The following is a 16,641-nucleotide window of genomic DNA, read 5'->3' as shown; positions in this document are numbered from 1 at the left end:
ATTATGCGCCTTGTTGCGCCGGGAAGTTGATCATCCAGTTTACACCGAATTTATCTTTAAAAGCACCGAAGTAGTCGCCCCAGAACTGGTCTTCCATCGGCATTTCGATAGCGCCGCCTGCCGAGAGGCCGTTAAAATACTCGTCGGCCTGCTCGCGGCTGTCGGTGAAAATGGAAATATAATTGTTGTTGCCTACGGCGAGGGTATGGCCCATGGAAGGCATAATGTCCGAGGCCATCAGCAATTCGTCGCCGACGGGCAAAGCGATGTGCATAATCCGGTTTCTTTCGTTTTCGGGCAAATTTTCTGAGCCTGGTGTGCCGTCCATTTTGTGAACGCCGCGAAATTCACCGCCAAAAACGGATTTGTAGAAAGTGAAGGCCTCTTCGGCAGTTCCGTCGAAGTTGAGGTAAGGATTGATTTTAGGCATAGCTAAAAGATTTAAAAAGGTGATTGGACTTGATTTTTAGATTTGTTGACTGATGCAAATGTATACCCTTGCGGCATGATGTATGCTCCCTAAAAAGGACATTCATAGGGGGCTGGTGCGACAAATTGAAACGCTTTTTTCCAGACTTCAAAATTAACAAATAAATATTGCGCAAGTAAATACTTGCATATATATTTGCAAGTAAATACTTGCATGTTATGAAAGCACGAAGAGATGTATATCAGGCCATTGCCGATCCTACCCGCCGGGCGATCATCGGTATGCTGGCTGAGCAGCCCCAGAATGTAAATGCGATTGCCGAGCAATTTGATGTTACACGGCAGGCCATTTCCCTACACGTCAAAATCCTGAGCGACTGCGGGCTGATTTTTATCCGGAGAGAAGGTCGGGACCACATTTGCGAAGCCCGGTTGGATAGCCTCAACGAGGTGTCGGTCTGGGTGGAACAATACAAAAAGCATTGGGAAAGCAAACTGGATTCATTGGAAACCTATTTGGAACAACTAAAAAAAGAGCGATATGGAAAATGAAAAAAGCAGCACGCACGACCGTGAACTGATCATTACCCGTAAACTGAACGCACCCGTGGAGCTGGTGTGGGAAGTGTGGACCCAGCCGGAACATATTGCCAAATGGTGGGGACCCAATGGTTTCACCAACACGATCACCACGATGGACCTCGTGCCGGATGGCGTTTGGGAGCTTGTTATGCACGGCCCCGACGGTAAAGATTATCAGAACAGAAGTATATTTAAGGAGGTTGTTCCCTTGAAGAAGATTGTATATCAGCATTTTGCGCCCAGCTTCTTGACTACTGTTGAGTTTGAAGCGCAGGGCGAGGAGACGTTTTTGAGATGGCATATGCTGTTCGAATCGGCGGAACAGATGATCCGGATCGTGAAATCGAACAATGCATCCGAAGGCTTGAAACAAAATGTCGAAAAGCTGTCGGTATACCTGGAAGGCCGGAAAACGGCCCGGCAGTCGTGAGGGCGCTGGTCGCCGCATTGCTCTTTGCAATGCTGAATTTATCCGTTCAAGCACAACAAACGAAAATGGAGCAGCTAAAAACAACCGGGTATGCGCCCGTGAATGGACTGAAAATGTATTATGAGATTTACGGAAGCGGCGATCTTCCGCTGGTGCTCATTCACGGCGGTGGCTCGACGATCGAGACGTCGTTTGGTAATATCCTGCCCCAACTCGCGGCATTCAGCAAGATCATCGCCGTCGAATTGCAGGCTCACGGGCGCACGAGCGACCGTGACGCGCCCGAATCGTTTCAGCAGGATGCGGACGACGTGGCAGCATTGCTTACGCATTTGAAAGTAAAAAAAGCCAATGTCCTCGGTTTCAGCGACGGTGGTTGCACGACAATGCAGCTGGCCGGGCGCCATCCGGAACTGATCAACAAGATTATCGTCGTAGCCTCCAACTACACCCGCTCAGGGATGATCGACGGCTTTTTTGAAATGATGGATAATGCTTCGCTCGACAATATGCCTGCACCGTTGAAGGAGCATTATCTCAAAGTAAATCCTGATCCGAAGGGCCTGCAAACGATGTTCAACAAAGATCGTGAACGCCGGCGCACCTTCGCCGACTGGCCTCAAAGCGACCTCACGCGCATACAAGCCCCCGCGCTCATCATGACGGGCGACAAAGATGTGATCAAAACCGAGCATATTGTCGAAATATCCAGGCTGATCCCGAACGCGGAACTGGTGGTCCTTCCCGGCGTGCACGGCGCATTACTGGGTGAAATCTGCACTGTGAAAGCCGGTAGCAAGCAGCCGGAAATCACGGCGAAGCTCGTAAAGGAATTCCTGGAAGGAAACTAATTACCCCAACACCTCCCGAACCCTTGTCCATTTAATTTCCGGATAGCGCGCGTTATCCAATGGTTCCAACTTCGGCAAGCCGCTGAGCATGTTGTGAAGGTACTGCATACCCTGCCAGGGCGGAAACACTTCGTCCCTGGCAGGTGCTATGGTGCGGATGATGCCAATCATCGTCGCCAGCATCCCCAATCCGCCGAGCCTCCATAAACGAAACTCTTTCCCATAAGCCTGGCTGGCGGCTCGCTGCAAGTTGCGAATCGTCGCTACTTCGCCCGCAATGCGCAAAAAGCGCGGCGCCTGCGAGTCGAGCGCAGCAGCGGCGGTGAATGCTGCTGTGTTGGCCATTGTTGTAAAATCCATGGGCTGGTCGGCATTACCCCAGTAAATCACGCGGTTCAAGTTGGGGAGGATCAGCGGGGCCTGGTTTTTCAGCAGGTCGGTAAACATGCCGTTCAGAATGGACGTAGCGTGGATTGGCGTGTTGTCGAGCATCAAAGCGAACTCTCGGCGCAGGTCGAGGTTACGGTTGGAGCCATCGGGAAGTTTGAAATAATCAATGCAATAATCAGAGGGGATAAACCGTGGTACGCCTGCATTCAGGGCGGCTATCAACAGATCGGATTGGGCTCCCACGATCACATCGCGCAAACCCGACAAGGCCGAAACCACGCATTGTGCGTCCCGGAGTGCCTCGGTGAGGGTGACGGTGTTCTGATAATCGACTGGAATAATGACCGCCCCCGCTTTTTCCAGCGGCGCCGTTTTCGAAAAAGGTGTGTCCCTTCGCACGAGCGCCTTCACATGCGCATGCCGTGAGAGGAGTTCTTTTATGATTAACGTTCCCAAGTGCCCCGTCGCCCCGGCAACTACGATGGTTTGGTGTGTAATGTGTTGTTGTACAGTCATTTGATGTCAATTTCTGTGCATGTGTATGATGGTTGGAAATTGATTAGGTATGCAGAAACAATTATGCCAACCGAAATAGAAAAGGAGAGGTATTGGCCTTTCCGTGGTCGTTCGACCGTCTGACATGACTTTTCAACCGGCATCTGCCGCGTTGTCGTGGTCAAGTTTTTTATTGCAGGCAAGAATTGCTTTTGTAACCGATGTTTTCGAATTTGTTGAAAAATATTCGGAATATATGAAGCTTGGATTACTATCGGGTTTGCTTGCATTGTTATTCGCCATCGACGTCAACGGGCAGGTGAAATCAGTGTCGGTTCCACTTCACAAATCCGGCGATACGACAGGCCATTACAAGATCCAGCGCGAACGGATTGTCCGTATGAAAATGAGAGATCCGCTGGTTTTCAGGGACAGTTTTTTGCTCCGGATTTCAAATGAAAGCTGGTCAGTGGAAGTAATTTCCGCAGATCTCAAAACTTTCGGGGGACAGCAATACTTTTTCACAAAACAGGTTGTGCCGTCGGGTGGGCCGGAGGGTAAGGAGTTGCTATTCAAGACAAAACCCATGAGTCAATCCCAGGCACTGGCTGTTTATGAGGCATTTAAAAAGTACTCCGTTGCGTCGATCCCGAGCGAACGGGATATTGCCGGATGGCCGCTTGGTGCCGATGGTGTCAGTTACCTCATCGAACACAGTGGCCCTTCTACTTATTCATTCAAAAGCTATTGGGAACCATCGTCGCAACGGTACAGATTGAAGCAAGCCGAAGCGGTCGACAATTTCGTAAAAGAGGTAGAAGCCAAGCTCGAACTAGCGACTTCTTTCCTTGCTTTTTTGAACAAACTACCTGCCGGGACTTACCAAACGGGCGGTATGAACGTATATACTAATACGAGCAAGAAGCAAAAAACGAGAAAATAGCGCACGGCTATTTGTATCGCTACAAATCCAGGATGTAATCATGGCGCACCACGTCGCCCTCGGGTACTTCTCTGAAAAAGCGGAATTGTTGCTTGGTGAGGACGTTGATGGAAGCCTGGTTTTCGGGCGCAACCAGCGCCACGAGCGATTCGACACTGCCACATTCACGAGCGTAAGCGACGAGCCTGCGGGTGATTTCCGAGGCGTAGCCTTTCCCCCAGAAGTCGGGCAGTAATGCATAGCCGATTTCGGTAAAACCATCCTCGAAAGGCACGATTTTGCCCAAACCTACATATGAATCGCTGGCCTTTTCATAAACCGCCACAAAACCCATCTCGCTCTGCTGCCCGTCGGCGCGGAGGGACCTTTCAAATCTTTTGCGGGCACCTTCCACGTCGAGCCCGGTGCCGCTGATGTGCACCATCACATCCTGCTGCGATACCAGCCGGAAATAGTCTTCAAAATGGTCGGGAGTGAATTTTTCGTATCGTAAACGTTCTGAATAAAATTGCATTGTGAAGTGTAATTGGATTCTTAATCGGATACATGGCCTGGGGCTGTGCAGCCGGATTTTACAGCCCTGTCACTCATTTTAACAAAAAGTTGACAGAAAGAATTTGGCCGTTTGCCAGATTTTTGCGTTTGTGGACAAGTTTTTGCCAATTTATTCGTCTGTGACGGAGTAACAATTTGCCATTCTGCTGTACCACTAACCAAATGTATAGCGGGATAAAATGGATGGTAGACGGACTGTTATTGTTTACTAAATGGGACCGCAAATGGTCTCGTCAAATGGAAAGCAAAAACAGATCATGGAAAATCAAGGCCTTATCAGAAATATAGTCAGTATCAAAACACCGCCTGCACAACCAGGATTTCTGGGTCCTGACCACACGGCCCGGGCGGTGATTTACCACGAATTCGAACATAGTGACCCGTTCATTCTGCTGATGGACGATTTTTTGGATAAAAAGGACGACGAGCCGGTAGGAGGGCCGCATCCGCACGCCGGCTTTGAAACCGTTTCGCTGTTGCTTGAAGGCGAAATCGGGGACGAAACGCATATGATGAAGCAGGGGGATTTTCAAATAATGACCGCCGGTAGCGGCATCGTACATACGGAGACGATTGAAGGGAGGTCAAGAATGCGGCTGCTGCAAATGTGGTTGAACCTGCCGAAAGCGGATCGCTGGACGGCACCGAGGGTGCAAGACCTGTCATTTGAAAATGCGCCGGTATCTGAAAAGAAAGGTGTGAAAACGGTTTTGTACAGCGGCGCGTTTGCAGGCCTGCATTCGCCCGTCAAAAACCATGTGCCGCTCATCGTTGCCGACATCCGGTTGCAGCCAGGCGCAAAGCTTACCGAATCGTTGCCAGCATCGTACAATGCGTTTTTATATGTGATTGAGGGCGATGTGATGGTTGGTGATGAAGGGAAGATGTTGACAGCCAATCAGATAGGTTGGTTGAGCAGGGGTTCGGCGAGAGAGGCAAGCGAGCTGACCCTCGCGGCGGGCGCGGAAGGTGCACGCGTGGTGTTGTACGCGGGCGAGCCGCAGCACGACGAGATTGTCTCGCACGGCCCTTTCATTTCAGACCATCAGGAGGAAATCAAGGAGCTTTACAGTGATTTCCGCCATGGGAAAATGAGGCACGTGTCGACTTTGCCGGAAGGACAACGGTTTAGTTACTGATCCGTATCCAATGCGCTTTAACGGGTGGCTAATCTTTCTTAATTTGGGGCACATTCAAACCTGACCTGTAATGAAAAGAGAAAGATTAGCCGCCCTTTTGTTTGTGATCCTGCTCGCGCCTGTTGTTGGATTTGCGCAATCTTCATTGAAAGGATCGGTGGAGCGGTTTAAAGTCCATGGAAAATCGTTGGAAGGCAATCTGGAAGGTAACCCTGCCGATCCGGATGTGTCGGTGTATTTGCCGCCCAGCTATAAAAAGGAGTCGAAGCGCCGCTACCCGGTAGTGTATTTGCTGCACGGCTTTACGGATACCGACGCGCAATGGTATGGGTTTGTGAAACACTGGATCAACCTGCCTGTGATTGTTGACAAAGTATTCGAATCCGGTCAGGCTCAGGAGATGATCATCGTAACGCCGAATGCTTTTACGCGCAGTGGCGGCAGTTATTATTCCAATTCGATCACCGCGGGGAACTGGGAGGATTTTGTGTCCAGGGAACTCGTCGCGTATATCGACCAGCATTACAGGACCATTTCTAAAGCCGCAAGCCGCGGCCTGGCGGGCCATTCGATGGGTGGCTACGGCACGATCCGTATCGGCGAAAGGCATCCCGAAATATTTTCGAGCATTTATCTTCTGAGCCCATGTTGCCTGGCACCGGGCAATCCGCGGTCTGCCGATGCACTCGCCAAGATAGAGGCGGTGAAAATGCCTGACGACATTGCGAAGGCGGATTTTATGACCAAAGCTGCCCTGGCTTATGCCGCTGCGTGGTCGCCGAATCCCGCTCGTCCACCTTTCTACACCGATCCGATCGTTGAAAATGGGAAGCTAAATCCCGCCTCTGAAATCAAGTGGAATGCCAATATGCCGCTTTCCAATATCGATCAGTACATTACTAATTTAAAACAAATGAAGGGCATTGGTTTTGACGCAGGTGATCGCGACCAGCCTATTGCTTCCAATATAAAGATCCTGCACCAGGTCCTCGATAATTACAAGATCGAGCATACTTATGAAGAATATCAGGGCGATCATATCAATAAGATAGGCGAGCGGATCGAGACGAAGATGCTGCCTTTCTTTTCGAAAAATCTGGCAACGAAATAGCATCCGGCGATTTAGTGATCAACTCTTGATGGGTGCGAAGGAATTTAACTCGCCGGTAAAGGAGTCGATATCGTCTGGCGAGAGCAGGATTGTCTTGTTGTCGGTTTTAATAAGCACCATCTGATCGCGGCGAGTGACATACCAGGTCATTTTGCCGTAAACCGAGTTGTAAAACTTGCCAAAATAGCCCCAAAAGCCGCCAACGCCGAATGTACGAATCGTGAATTTGAGTTGTTCCTTCGTGACGATTCGTACGGAATCAAGTGCTTGAAGGGAATAAGTGACATCGTTGATGGGGCGATGTACGGTCAGTCCGTCTTCTGTCAGCGTGTAGGCTAACGGCCGGTAGATGTAACCGGCAGCGTAGACGGCTATCAAAATCGCGGTTGAAACAAATGCCCCGATTTTCGCGTCAGCCGAAAAGGTCAAAAACTCAAAAACGCTGATGGCGACGAATAACGCCGTCAATCCGATAGTAATAATTTTGGTGGGTTTGTCGATGGAAGCGGTGTACCTCATGGTGTCGTGGCGAATTGATAACGACTAAAAATAGGAAATTTTTGCCTTAAATCAGTCACTACACCTATTCCAAAAGGAAGGGAGCGTGGGTGTTTTTCATGCTCCCTTCCTTGTTATTGCACAACGAGCTTTTCCATCGCGCTGGCATTACCTGATTGTGCTTTCAGAATATAAAACCCCTGTGCGAGCGACTCCACATTTAATGGCTGTTCGGCAGATTTCAGCTGGGTGGCTTGCAACGTGTTGCCACTTTTGTCGAATATCTGAACGTCGACCGGGTATTTCCACGAGCCTTTAAATTGCAGGTTTACCTCTTTGGAGGCAGGGTTAGGGAAGATATTAATTGAACTTGCGACACTTTCAATCTTCTGCTTCTTTTTAGCCGAGTAAGTAAATGCGATTACTTTCCCCTTTACAGCCGGTTTCTCGAGATCGACAGTACCAATGTCTTTGCCAGACGGGCTCCGGACGGTGAGCAAGGAGCCGTTTCTGACGAAATCAAGTTGTGAGTGTTGCAGTTCCTGCGCATTTGCCATACCAACAGTTGAAGCTGCCAGTGCGAAAATCAAAAGTTTGATACTTCGTTTCATGATTTAATTGATTAAGTGTGATGTAATTACTTGTGGTCCAGTGTGATGTCGGTGAATTGAAAATTTACCTTCCATTCGTCGTAAATGGGGTCAAAGGGATTAATTGTGATGATATGTTCATTTATCACGGTCTGCCCGTTCAGGATTACTGAAAACCGTGGCTGATCAAAGGGGTAATAGACGGGAGGATCAGAAATGGCCTGCATTTTTAATTTCAGGGTGTATTTACCGACCGGTTGATCTTTGGCAAACATCCCCAGAACAGCATTTTCGGAATCGACCAGAAGCTCGGACACTGTAATTCCATTCCCGTCCACCACCTCGACTTTGTTGCCGTCGGGATCCAAAACTTCAAATCCCAATGTGTAGTCGGCATTTTCAAACGAGAATGGATCGGCGGGATCCAATTCATTTCTAAAAGCACTGAGCTGAATACTTAAATCTTTCTTAGGCGTGGCTGGTGGGTTATTATTTGCACCAGCGATGGTTGAGAATAACACAGTCCAGGGATCGAGCCCGACGCAGCTTCCGGAATTTTTGATGATCAGCGTGTAATTTTTCCCATTGCCAAGCGTACCTGCCGGCAGCAACATCGAAGTCGACATGGTGGGAGTATTGTTAAAACCGTTTACAGGAATTCCATTACTTAATATGGTTACCAGATATTGCTCACCTGGCTCCTGCCAGAGGCTCGGTTCCCATGTGATCGTTACGGGCAGTGCAGGGTCTATTTTGTCATTATCGTTCGGGAACTTGGGAATCGGCTGATCCTGACATATTGTGTAGCTAAAAACGGATGATAATCCTGTTTCTGCGCCCTGTGGGCCTACGGCCAGCACGCTTAGTTCTATACCAAGATGATCGTCGTATATAAGCTGGTCAACGATTTCCTTTTCGAGGGTTTTTCCCACCGTGTTGAAAAAGGCGACCTGACCGGATTCCTTTTCTTCGACACGGACTTTAAAATGGTCGACCAGGGCCAGGTTCACCGTTCCCGCGTTCCATTTAAATATCTTGCCAAAATATGTTTTATAAGGTATAGGTAGCTTGGGGTCTGGCCCGGTCATCGTGAGCAATGTTGCATTTTTGTCCGTCTTGATCCTCCAAACGTTGGTGCATGCGGCATAGGTAACCCCTTTTTGAGGCAATACCCTGACGAACAGGTTTGTCTGATCAGCAAGTGCGGGCAGGGTCACCAGCGCGTTGGTTTGATTGCCCGGCTCATGGCGGTCCGGTCCACATTCTTTTTATTGTATTCGTTCTGTGAAATCGCCAGGTGGCAGGATAGCAAGCCAAACAGTAAAGCGAATACCCTTTGTTTCATAAGTAAAGTGTGTTTGAAATTATTTAATATCCAGAAGAATATCAGCGAATTGAAATCCATTTTGCCATTCATTAAAAGGGGAGGCCGGGTTAATAAAATCAGCTGTGATGACATGGTTATTGACGACGGTCTGCCCGTTGAGCAAAACAGAAAACCGTGGCTGATCAAAGGGGTAATAGAGGAGCGGGTCGAAAATATTGAGCATTTTAAGTCTTAGCTTGTATTTACCTTCCGGTTTGTTGCTACCCACCATGACGACGCCTGAATTTTCGGAATCCACATCCAGTTGCGTTACCGGATTTCCATTAGGGTCGGCCGGGTCGACCAGTGGCAACAGCTTGCCGTCGGGGTCGATAAGCTCAATGCCGAGGACGTAATTGGAGGTGCCATATTCGGGCGGGAACTTTGTTCCGTCGGGATCGTTGCGGAAGCCTTTCAGTTCGATGTTGAAATTGACCAGTTTGGGAGGCTGGGGTTGGTTTGAACCGCCTGCACCGACGGCATTGAAAAAGGTGCTGGGCAGGGTGATACCGGGGCAGGACGCGGAATTCTTCACCGTAACAGTGTAGCTTTTGCCATTGACGAGTGTTCCTGCCGGGACCAGCATGAAGTTGTTCGTTGTGGGCTTGTTGTTAAACCCGGGCAATGGATTTGCCCCGTCCATAATCGTTACCAGATATTGGCTGCCTGCATCCAACCAGGCGCTGGGATACCATTCGATATTGAAGTCTTTGGTGGGATCAACTTTGCCCAGGTCTCCGGGGAATGAAACACCCGGGTGGTCGGGGCATACGGTATAATTGAATGGCAGTGACAAGGCCGATTTGGCACCCAATGAGTTTACACCCAGGACCTGCACTTTGAAGCCCTGTTTGTCATCGAACAGCAGCGGGTCCTTCACCAGGAAATCAAAGACTTTTCCCTGAGTCGAGAAAATCGAGGTGAGATTGGAGGATTTTTCCGTGATGTGTACTTCAAAGTGATCAACCAGGTTCATGCTGAGAGTTCCTCCCTTCCAGACGAAGGTTCCCAGGAATGCCTTGAACGGGAAAACAGAATTGTCGGCAGGGCTTTTCATAGCCGGAGTTGTAGCGTTTTTGTTTGTTTTTACCCGCCAGACATTGTTGCAGATACCCAATACACCGCCTTTCTGAGGCAATACGCGTATGAACAAGTTTGTTTGGTCAGGAACCGCGGGTAGTTCTACCTCTAATGTGTTTAGGTTGCCCGCCACGGTTTGCGATCGCATAATGTTAGCGAATGCTGCATCGCCCGCTATCTGAATAATGTAATGGCTTGTGCCGGGATAGGGATACCAGGTAACCCAACAGCCGAGACTACTGACTGTGCTTGCCGGATCACCCGGTTTCTGGTTTAATCCCTGTGTGACGGAAGTTTGTGGGATCATCACCTGAATAGCCTCAGTATCGGACCATGTCCCGAAATTATCTGTCAGGTTGGGAGAATTAGACCTTTCAGCTCTTGCGCGGGTGTAGTAAGTTTTACCTGCGTCCAGAATCGTGTTGATAGTGCCCGATTCAGAAAAATTCCCGGTAAAGGGAGTAACTCCTGAGTAGGTAATTTTTGTAAATGCGTCGTCTTCGGCAACCTCGTAGGTATATTGATGGGCATTGTTGACCGTTTTCCATTCAACGGAAGGATCGTTCCAGGGGTTGACTGTCCAGCTATTACCGGGCACGGCATGCCAGAATTTGGCTTGTTTATCATCAAGTATAAAAGAATGAGCCGGGCCATATTGCTGGTAGAGTACGCAAAGCGGATTATACCCCTTACAAAAATTTGCACCAGCCTTCGTAATGCGTACACGGGCATATACGCGCTCGCCGGGGCGGTAATAGCCTGTTGCAAAGCCCGAGTAAGCGCTTCCACCTCCCGGTTTGATTACAACGTTAAAGTTTTTGATCAGAACATTCTGTACGTTCTCCGTGAAAGCGGCATTGGTTGCCATTTGAGCTTCCCATTCATCAACGGGCAAGCCTTCCCAGGTAACATTTACGTTCACCCCAGGCCAGGGCTCGACACCGGTCGTACCGTGAGCAGGCGACATTGAAAACGGGCCAAGATTGTTTTCGCAAATACCCACCGCACACCAGGCATCCATAACGGCAAGGTATTCGGTTGAGTGAAGGCCGTAGAGCTGTTCGGCCGCTTTAAGCGTGGCATCTTTTAGATCTTTAAAATCAGATTTCAGGGTAATGAAGTCAATACATTTCCATACGATCTGAACAGCCTTGTTAACACCGATGCCATTGAGTTTATAGGAGTATCCCAGGTCATTTATTTCTGTTCCTGTTGTGCCGGCCGCCAAAAGGTAATACCAGTGATCTATTACCGTTGCATTCTGGTGGACGAGGTAGCTGCCATCTGCGGGGCAAGCGTTAGCATAAAAGTTTCCGAAGTAGGTATCCGGTAGTTGGAGGGTGTTGGGGTTGTCAAAAGGTCTGCCCGGGTAAATCAATCCTTGCGACCAGGTCCACTGGTAAAGTGCGGGAGAGTTTTGCTCATATTCATTCAATACGTATAAACCAATAATATCTCCCAGCGCTTCTTCCAGTACCTTTCTTTCACTGCAAGGATCTACTCCGGAACCAGTTGCGCTACCAATTTTGAAATGCACAATCGCATGGATCATTTCGTGACAAACCGCATCGATTTTGGTTAATTTTTCGGGCTCACTTCCATCCATAGGTAGGAAAAATTCTTTGGTGACTACACCATACTTTGGTGACGCGATAAACAATGACTTTTCAGGCTTCACTATATTCCAGATAATGGGCTTGCCATTGACGGCATCGTTATCGATGCCTATCCAGCCGAATTTGTCCTTGATTACCTTCAATGCAACTTCGGTTCCGTGCAGTAAGCTAGCGGCGCTCACAACGAGTTTAATGTCCGGAAACCCATTGTCGAAGAAAGCGTCGAATGGCGGTTGGTTGACAAACGGAATTTCCTCAAAACTTTCATTAACCACCCTGACCCGCATTGACGGCAGATCATTTTCAGGCAACACTTCCAATCGTCGTTCAATCATAGTCCCAGCCTGATCCGTCGTGTACTCCATCACACGCACGGGCTGCGAGTCATCGTAGTAATCGGTTAGAAGATTTTGCGTAACATTCGTCTTGTTGTAGATCTGCTGAGCGTTTGTGACGGTCGACGGGTTCAAAAAGCAAGCAAGACAGCCCAAAGCCAATAATAGTCTTCTCTTCATAATGCGTGTAGTTTTTGTACTAAATACAATTGCAAATAGCCTGAAAAAAAGCTGCATTGCGCTCATTTTTCAAGTGGTTAAGAACCAGTCTGGCGGTACTTTTAACTAGTTGGGTAAGACAGTAGGAATAGCAGAATGCGCAGGCTAATCAATCGGTTGCCGATTGAAAAGTGGGAATAGGAATCTTGGGTAACAAACGGCTTTGTCCTGAAAACACATGTCAGTGGCACCCTATGAAAGAAGACAAAATCCCTATCGGAGAAAATATACGTTTGGTACGTAACCGGCTGGGCTATTCGCAGGAATATGTAGCCGGGAGGTTGGGGATTTCAAAGCAGCGCTATCGGCAGCTGGAAAACGAGGAGCAGGATTCCATTACAATGGGCCGTCTTTCGGAGATCGCTTTTATTCTCGAAACGGATATCGAGACGCTCATATGCCTCCATAAAGTGAAGTTTTCGAAGGCCGGATTTCAGCAGGGGGATAGTCAGGTACTGCATCAGCTGATCCAGACACAACAAGAGCTGATCATCGCCCTGAAGGGGAAGACCAGCCCTGAGTAATGCGTTTCGTGAGCTTTCTGTACTCTTTTTACTCGCTGCGAAGACTTTTTACTGGATTGAGCAGCGCCGCGCGTATTGCCTGATAGCTCACCGTCGCCAACGATACCACGATCGCAAGAATGCCTGATACCGCGAATACCCACCACTGGATGCCGATCCGGTATTCAAAATCGTGAAGCCACAGATCCATGACGTACCAGGCTACCGGTACAGCTATAACAATCGATATGATAACCAACGCCATGAATTCCCCGGAAAGCAACGCGGCAATGCTCATGACCGACGCGCCGAGCACTTTACGCACCCCGATTTCTTTCACGCGGTTTTCGGCCATGTAGGCGGCAAGGCCGAACAGCCCGAGACATGATATGAAGATAGTGAGACCAGCGAAAATACCGGTCAGCTTCGCGACCCGGCGCGTGTCTTCAAATTTCAGGGCATAGTCCTCATCCACAAAGTGATATTCGAAGGGGTATTCGGGGTTGTAGCGGCGGAAAATCGCTTCCACCGCGGGTATGAGGTCGGCAGCCGGCCTCTCCGCATTCAGTTTGAAATGGATTACATTGAAATAGCTCTGTGCCCCTTCGATAATCAGCGGGCTCTGGCGATCATAGGGCGACCTGATCACAAAGTCCTTCACAACACCCACGACGTGGTAGGTAGCGCCATTGTCCTTGATCGTCTGGCCGACCGGCTCCTTAAAACCCATGATTTTGGCCGCGGATTCATTGAGCAGCACTGCCGCTGAGTCGGACGGGAATTTGGTGAGATCCATATCGCGGCCCTGGATCAGTTGCAGGCCGGCAGTTTTTACAAGGCCCTCGTCTTCGGTGAAAATGTCGAAATCGATTTTTTCGGCCATGTTTTTGCCGTGCCATTCGATGCCCCAGGTATCGTTGGCAACGCTGCTCAGCGGGGATGAGGTTTTGGTAACGGAGGTAGCAATGCCCGTAGCAAGCAATTCACGTTTAATCTGCGCATAATGCTTGCCCAAATCGCCTGTAATCCAGTGATAGGCAACCTGTCCACGGTCGTAACCAGGATCGCGGTTCTGTGCATGGCGGATTTGCTCTACGACGATGAGCGTGGAAATGATCAGCACAATGGCGAAGCTGAACTGTACCACAACCAGCACTTTTCGTGGACTGAATGTGGATTGCGTTCTTTTAAATGCACCTTTCAGCACACCGATCGGCTTGAACGACGACAAGTAGAATGCGGGGTAGCTTCCGGCAATAATGCCGGTAAAAAGAATGAATGCGAGCGCGGCAGCCCAGAACCGAGGATTTTGTACCGGTACTTCCAATTCCTTACCGATGAGCGTATTGAATGCCGGCAAGGAAAGGTAAACGGCCAGTAGCGCGATAATACCGGCAATCATCGAGATCAGGATCGATTCGCCGATGAACTGACCGACCAGAAGCCTCTTGTTTGCTCCGGCCGTTTTGCGGATCCCCACTTCCTTGGCGCGTTTTTCGCTCCGCGCGGTGCTAAGGTTCATAAAATTAATACATGCGATCAGCAGAATGAATGCCGCGATAATACCAAACATCCGCACAATGGCGATCCGCCCGCCCACTACCTTGCCATTCTCAAAATTGGAATACAAATGCCACAGGGAGATAGGGTGGAGGAATACCTCGTGTTCTTCGGTTTTATTGGAATGCCGGATCGTGACGTCCTTGATCTTTTCGGCAAACCGCTCGGGATTGGTGCCCGGTTTGAGTTGCACATAGGTGTTTACGGTATTGAAAGTCCAGGTATCGTCTACCGAGCCTATCCTTTTCAGGTATTCAAAGGGAAGAATGTATTCGAATCTGAATGCAGTATTGGGCTGCAGGTTCCGCATTACGCCGGTGATCGTGAAATTGTCCTTGTCTATCGCTATAACTTTGCCCAGCACATCCTCGGTACCGAACATTTTGATGGCCATTTTCTGAGTAACTACCATCGAACTGACCGAGTTAAGCGCTGTTTTCGGATTCCCCTGTATGAGTGGGAAGTCGAACATGCTGAGGAACGCCGCGTCCGTGATGATTGCCTCGCTTGAAATTTTCTTATCACCGACGCGTGCCACAAACCACCGCCCATAGTTGCGTGCAATGTTGCTTACCTCTGGATATTCCGCTTTCAGGGCAGGGCCAAGCACCTGTGGCGTCGAATTCCAGCATTGCAGTTTGCCATCGAACGTTCCACGGTTCCAGGCTTCGTACAAATAGTCCTTGTTCTTATGGAAGCGGTCGTAGCTTAGTTCATTGTGCATCCAAAAAAGGATGAGCAACGCGCTTGCCATGCCCACGGACAAGCCCAGGATATTGATCGCCGAAAAAGCCTTGTTCCGGAGCAGGTTCCTGAATGCAATTTTGAGATAGTTTTTTAGCATTTTCTATGTTCTTCCTCGTAAGTCTGAAATTATTGACTCAAATAGCCTGCCAAATAATTAATTAATTGGTAATCAATATTTTGGTAGATCGTTTGGGCGAAATAATTGTCCGGTAACGAACAGCGCCGTTCGCCCGGGGACGGTCAGGGAGCATCAAAGCCACCGGTACCGTTTAAATTTAGTACGCCTGCTGCCCGGATAACCGTTTCAAAGGATCGTAATATTTCGGTAAGTTGTAGCTCAACACGTTTTTACTATTTTTGCTTTTCTCTACTGCAATCCGTCCATATGAAATTTAGTATAGATCATAAAAGCCCTGTTCCGTTGCATATTCAGGCCGAGAACCTATTGCGTAGCATGATCAGCTCCCCGGAGCACTTGGATGGCAAGTTCTTGCCCAATGAAGTTGAACTTGCAAAGCGGCTGGCCATTTCCCGGTCGACGTTGCGCCAGGCGCTCAACAAGCTGGTTTATGAAGGGTTGCTTATCCGGAAAAAAGGGGTCGGTACAAAGGTTGCGGAGCCTATAATTAGCTCTAAATCAAAAAATTGGCTGAGTTTTACGCAGGAGATGAATGCGCGGGGAATCATCGTCAAGAATTTCGAGCTGCATGTAACCTGGGTTACCCCCGATGAGAAAATTGCCAACTTTTTTGAAATAGGCACAGATAAAAAAGTGCTCAAATTGGAGCGGCTCAGGGGCAAGGCCGAAGGGCCGTTTGTCTATTTCATTTCCTACTTCCATCCCAGGGTAGGCCTCACGGGCGAGGAGGATTTCAAACGGCCCTTGTACGACATCCTCGAAAGGGACCATCTGGTGATCGCCACGTTGTCCAAGGAGGAAATCAGTGCGATATCTGCCGATAAATTTACCGCGGCGAAACTGGAAGTCGAACCGGGAAGTCCGATTTTGTTCCGAAAACGTTTTGTGTTTGATCAGGGCGAACGGCCAATCGAGTATAATCTGGGCTACTATCGCGCCGACAGCTTTATCTACACCGTCGAAAGTGTGAGGGAATAGCCTGTTTGCGTTTATTGAGCACCGTTAAATTAGCGGTATATGCAAAAGCCCGCGAACCATAGATTCGCGGGCTTTTGCATACCGA

The 16,641-nt window shown here is 49.1% G+C and carries 17 protein-coding genes; 8 read left to right on the top strand and 9 right to left on the bottom strand.

Translation table 11 applies throughout. The annotated features are described in order from the left end of the window. Position 1: 1 nt before the first annotated feature. Positions 2 to 430: a VOC family protein gene (locus IEY24_RS13745; protein ID WP_188932955.1), complete on the bottom strand. Its 429-nt coding sequence runs from the start codon at positions 428 to 430 to the stop codon at positions 2 to 4. A gap of 218 nt (positions 431 to 648) precedes the next feature. Between IEY24_RS13745 and IEY24_RS13740 the strand changes: the two genes are divergently transcribed. The 3 genes from IEY24_RS13740 to IEY24_RS13730 all read left to right on the top strand — a co-directional run bounded on the left by IEY24_RS13740 (position 649) and on the right by IEY24_RS13730 (position 2,292). Further along, complete coding sequence (locus IEY24_RS13740; protein WP_188932954.1) at positions 649 to 981, top strand: ArsR/SmtB family transcription factor; 333 nt, start codon at positions 649 to 651, stop codon at positions 979 to 981. After that, a complete protein-coding gene (locus IEY24_RS13735; RefSeq protein WP_188932952.1) occupies positions 971 to 1,441 on the top strand; it encodes an SRPBCC domain-containing protein in 471 nt (156 codons plus the stop codon). The genes IEY24_RS13740 and IEY24_RS13735 overlap by 11 nt, the downstream gene beginning before the upstream one ends. A 65-nt stretch (positions 1,442 to 1,506) precedes the next feature. Further along, positions 1,507 to 2,292, top strand: a complete 786-nt coding sequence (locus IEY24_RS13730; protein ID WP_188932946.1) for an alpha/beta fold hydrolase — start codon at positions 1,507 to 1,509, stop codon at positions 2,290 to 2,292. Here IEY24_RS13730 and IEY24_RS13725 read toward each other — a convergent pair whose 3' ends face one another. Next, positions 2,293 to 3,198 carry an NmrA family NAD(P)-binding protein gene (locus tag IEY24_RS13725; RefSeq protein WP_188932944.1) on the bottom strand — a complete coding sequence of 302 codons (906 nt, stop codon included), beginning with the start codon at positions 3,196 to 3,198 and terminating at the stop codon, positions 2,293 to 2,295. Positions 3,199 to 3,433: 235 nt separating this feature from the next. Here IEY24_RS13725 and IEY24_RS13720 point away from each other — a divergent pair, with 235 nt between their 5' ends. Further along, entirely contained in the window at positions 3,434 to 4,120 is a 687-nt protein-coding gene (locus tag IEY24_RS13720) for a VirB8 family type IV secretion system protein (RefSeq protein WP_188932942.1), read from the top strand. A 19-nt stretch (positions 4,121 to 4,139) separates the two neighbouring features. On the opposite strand, the gene IEY24_RS13715 is transcribed toward IEY24_RS13720, so the two are convergent. Beyond that, on the bottom strand, positions 4,140 to 4,634 hold the full coding sequence (locus IEY24_RS13715; RefSeq protein ID WP_188932940.1) for a GNAT family N-acetyltransferase: 495 nt from the start codon (positions 4,632 to 4,634) through the stop codon (positions 4,140 to 4,142). Between the two features lie 298 nt (positions 4,635 to 4,932). On the opposite strand from IEY24_RS13715, the gene IEY24_RS13710 reads away from it, so the two are divergent. Both IEY24_RS13710 and IEY24_RS13705 read left to right on the top strand, forming a co-directional pair. Then, entirely contained in the window at positions 4,933 to 5,814 is an 882-nt protein-coding gene (locus tag IEY24_RS13710; protein ID WP_188932938.1) for a pirin family protein, read from the top strand. A 70-nt stretch (positions 5,815 to 5,884) separates the two neighbouring features. Continuing rightward, on the top strand, positions 5,885 to 6,925 hold the full coding sequence (locus tag IEY24_RS13705) for an alpha/beta hydrolase (protein ID WP_188932936.1): 1,041 nt from the start codon (positions 5,885 to 5,887) through the stop codon (positions 6,923 to 6,925). Positions 6,926 to 6,943: 18 nt separating this feature from the next. Here the strand turns inward: IEY24_RS13705 and IEY24_RS13700 are convergent, their stop codons facing one another. From IEY24_RS13700 to IEY24_RS13685, 5 genes are all read right to left on the bottom strand, one after another. Then, positions 6,944 to 7,444, bottom strand: coding sequence for a PH domain-containing protein (locus IEY24_RS13700; RefSeq protein ID WP_188932934.1), 501 nt, complete (start codon positions 7,442 to 7,444; stop codon positions 6,944 to 6,946). 113 nt (positions 7,445 to 7,557) lie between these two features. Next, positions 7,558 to 8,034: a T9SS type A sorting domain-containing protein gene (locus IEY24_RS13695; RefSeq protein WP_188932932.1), complete on the bottom strand. Its 477-nt coding sequence runs from the start codon at positions 8,032 to 8,034 to the stop codon at positions 7,558 to 7,560. A gap of 26 nt (positions 8,035 to 8,060) precedes the next feature. Further along, positions 8,061 to 9,230 carry a hypothetical protein gene (locus tag IEY24_RS13690; protein ID WP_188932930.1) on the bottom strand — a complete coding sequence of 390 codons (1,170 nt, stop codon included), beginning with the start codon at positions 9,228 to 9,230 and terminating at the stop codon, positions 8,061 to 8,063. Continuing rightward, a complete protein-coding gene (locus IEY24_RS32970) occupies positions 9,227 to 9,358 on the bottom strand; it encodes a hypothetical protein (RefSeq protein WP_262892412.1) in 132 nt (43 codons plus the stop codon). The genes IEY24_RS13690 and IEY24_RS32970 overlap by 4 nt, the downstream gene beginning before the upstream one ends. Positions 9,359 to 9,377: 19 nt before the next feature. Continuing rightward, complete coding sequence (locus IEY24_RS13685) at positions 9,378 to 12,590, bottom strand: M4 family metallopeptidase (RefSeq protein ID WP_188932928.1); 3,213 nt, start codon at positions 12,588 to 12,590, stop codon at positions 9,378 to 9,380. Between the two features lie 233 nt (positions 12,591 to 12,823). Here IEY24_RS13685 and IEY24_RS13680 point away from each other — a divergent pair, with 233 nt between their 5' ends. Beyond that, positions 12,824 to 13,153 carry a helix-turn-helix domain-containing protein gene (locus IEY24_RS13680; protein ID WP_188932926.1) on the top strand — a complete coding sequence of 110 codons (330 nt, stop codon included), beginning with the start codon at positions 12,824 to 12,826 and terminating at the stop codon, positions 13,151 to 13,153. Between the two features lie 28 nt (positions 13,154 to 13,181). Here IEY24_RS13680 and IEY24_RS13675 read toward each other — a convergent pair whose 3' ends face one another. Further along, positions 13,182 to 15,536: an ABC transporter permease gene (locus tag IEY24_RS13675; RefSeq protein ID WP_188932924.1), complete on the bottom strand. Its 2,355-nt coding sequence runs from the start codon at positions 15,534 to 15,536 to the stop codon at positions 13,182 to 13,184. A 288-nt stretch (positions 15,537 to 15,824) separates the two neighbouring features. On the opposite strand from IEY24_RS13675, the gene IEY24_RS13670 reads away from it, so the two are divergent. After that, positions 15,825 to 16,556 (top strand): GntR family transcriptional regulator, encoded by a 732-nt coding sequence (locus tag IEY24_RS13670; RefSeq protein ID WP_188932922.1) that lies wholly within the window; start codon positions 15,825 to 15,827, stop codon positions 16,554 to 16,556. Positions 16,557 to 16,641: the final 85 nt, after the last annotated feature.

Source organism: Dyadobacter endophyticus (assembly GCF_014641595.1).
GTDB lineage: Bacteria > Bacteroidota > Bacteroidia > Cytophagales > Spirosomataceae > Dyadobacter > Dyadobacter endophyticus.
This window is presented reverse-complemented; position numbering and strand designations above follow the sequence as displayed.

What these genes read in the sequence shown, in the direction of transcription:
- IEY24_RS13685 (WP_188932928.1), bottom strand. Translation starts at nt 12,590, where the DNA reads ATGAAGAGAAGACTATTATTGGCTTTGGGCTGTCTTGCTTGCTTTTTG.
- IEY24_RS13705 (WP_188932936.1), top strand. Translation starts at nt 5,885, where the DNA reads ATGAAAAGAGAAAGATTAGCCGCCCTTTTGTTTGTGATCCTGCTCGCG.
- IEY24_RS13710 (WP_188932938.1), top strand. Translation starts at nt 4,933, where the DNA reads ATGGAAAATCAAGGCCTTATCAGAAATATAGTCAGTATCAAAACACCG.
- IEY24_RS32970 (WP_262892412.1), bottom strand. Translation starts at nt 9,358, where the DNA reads ATGAAACAAAGGGTATTCGCTTTACTGTTTGGCTTGCTATCCTGCCAC.
- IEY24_RS13720 (WP_188932942.1), top strand. Translation starts at nt 3,434, where the DNA reads ATGAAGCTTGGATTACTATCGGGTTTGCTTGCATTGTTATTCGCCATC.
- IEY24_RS13700 (WP_188932934.1), bottom strand. Translation starts at nt 7,444, where the DNA reads ATGAGGTACACCGCTTCCATCGACAAACCCACCAAAATTATTACTATC.
- IEY24_RS13725 (WP_188932944.1), bottom strand. Translation starts at nt 3,198, where the DNA reads ATGACTGTACAACAACACATTACACACCAAACCATCGTAGTTGCCGGG.
- IEY24_RS13715 (WP_188932940.1), bottom strand. Translation starts at nt 4,634, where the DNA reads ATGCAATTTTATTCAGAACGTTTACGATACGAAAAATTCACTCCCGAC.
- IEY24_RS13680 (WP_188932926.1), top strand. Translation starts at nt 12,824, where the DNA reads ATGAAAGAAGACAAAATCCCTATCGGAGAAAATATACGTTTGGTACGT.
- IEY24_RS13730 (WP_188932946.1), top strand. Translation starts at nt 1,507, where the DNA reads ATGGAGCAGCTAAAAACAACCGGGTATGCGCCCGTGAATGGACTGAAA.
- IEY24_RS13675 (WP_188932924.1), bottom strand. Translation starts at nt 15,536, where the DNA reads ATGCTAAAAAACTATCTCAAAATTGCATTCAGGAACCTGCTCCGGAAC.
- IEY24_RS13670 (WP_188932922.1), top strand. Translation starts at nt 15,825, where the DNA reads ATGAAATTTAGTATAGATCATAAAAGCCCTGTTCCGTTGCATATTCAG.
- IEY24_RS13735 (WP_188932952.1), top strand. Translation starts at nt 971, where the DNA reads ATGGAAAATGAAAAAAGCAGCACGCACGACCGTGAACTGATCATTACC.
- IEY24_RS13745 (WP_188932955.1), bottom strand. Translation starts at nt 430, where the DNA reads ATGCCTAAAATCAATCCTTACCTCAACTTCGACGGAACTGCCGAAGAG.
- IEY24_RS13740 (WP_188932954.1), top strand. Translation starts at nt 649, where the DNA reads ATGAAAGCACGAAGAGATGTATATCAGGCCATTGCCGATCCTACCCGC.
- IEY24_RS13695 (WP_188932932.1), bottom strand. Translation starts at nt 8,034, where the DNA reads ATGAAACGAAGTATCAAACTTTTGATTTTCGCACTGGCAGCTTCAACT.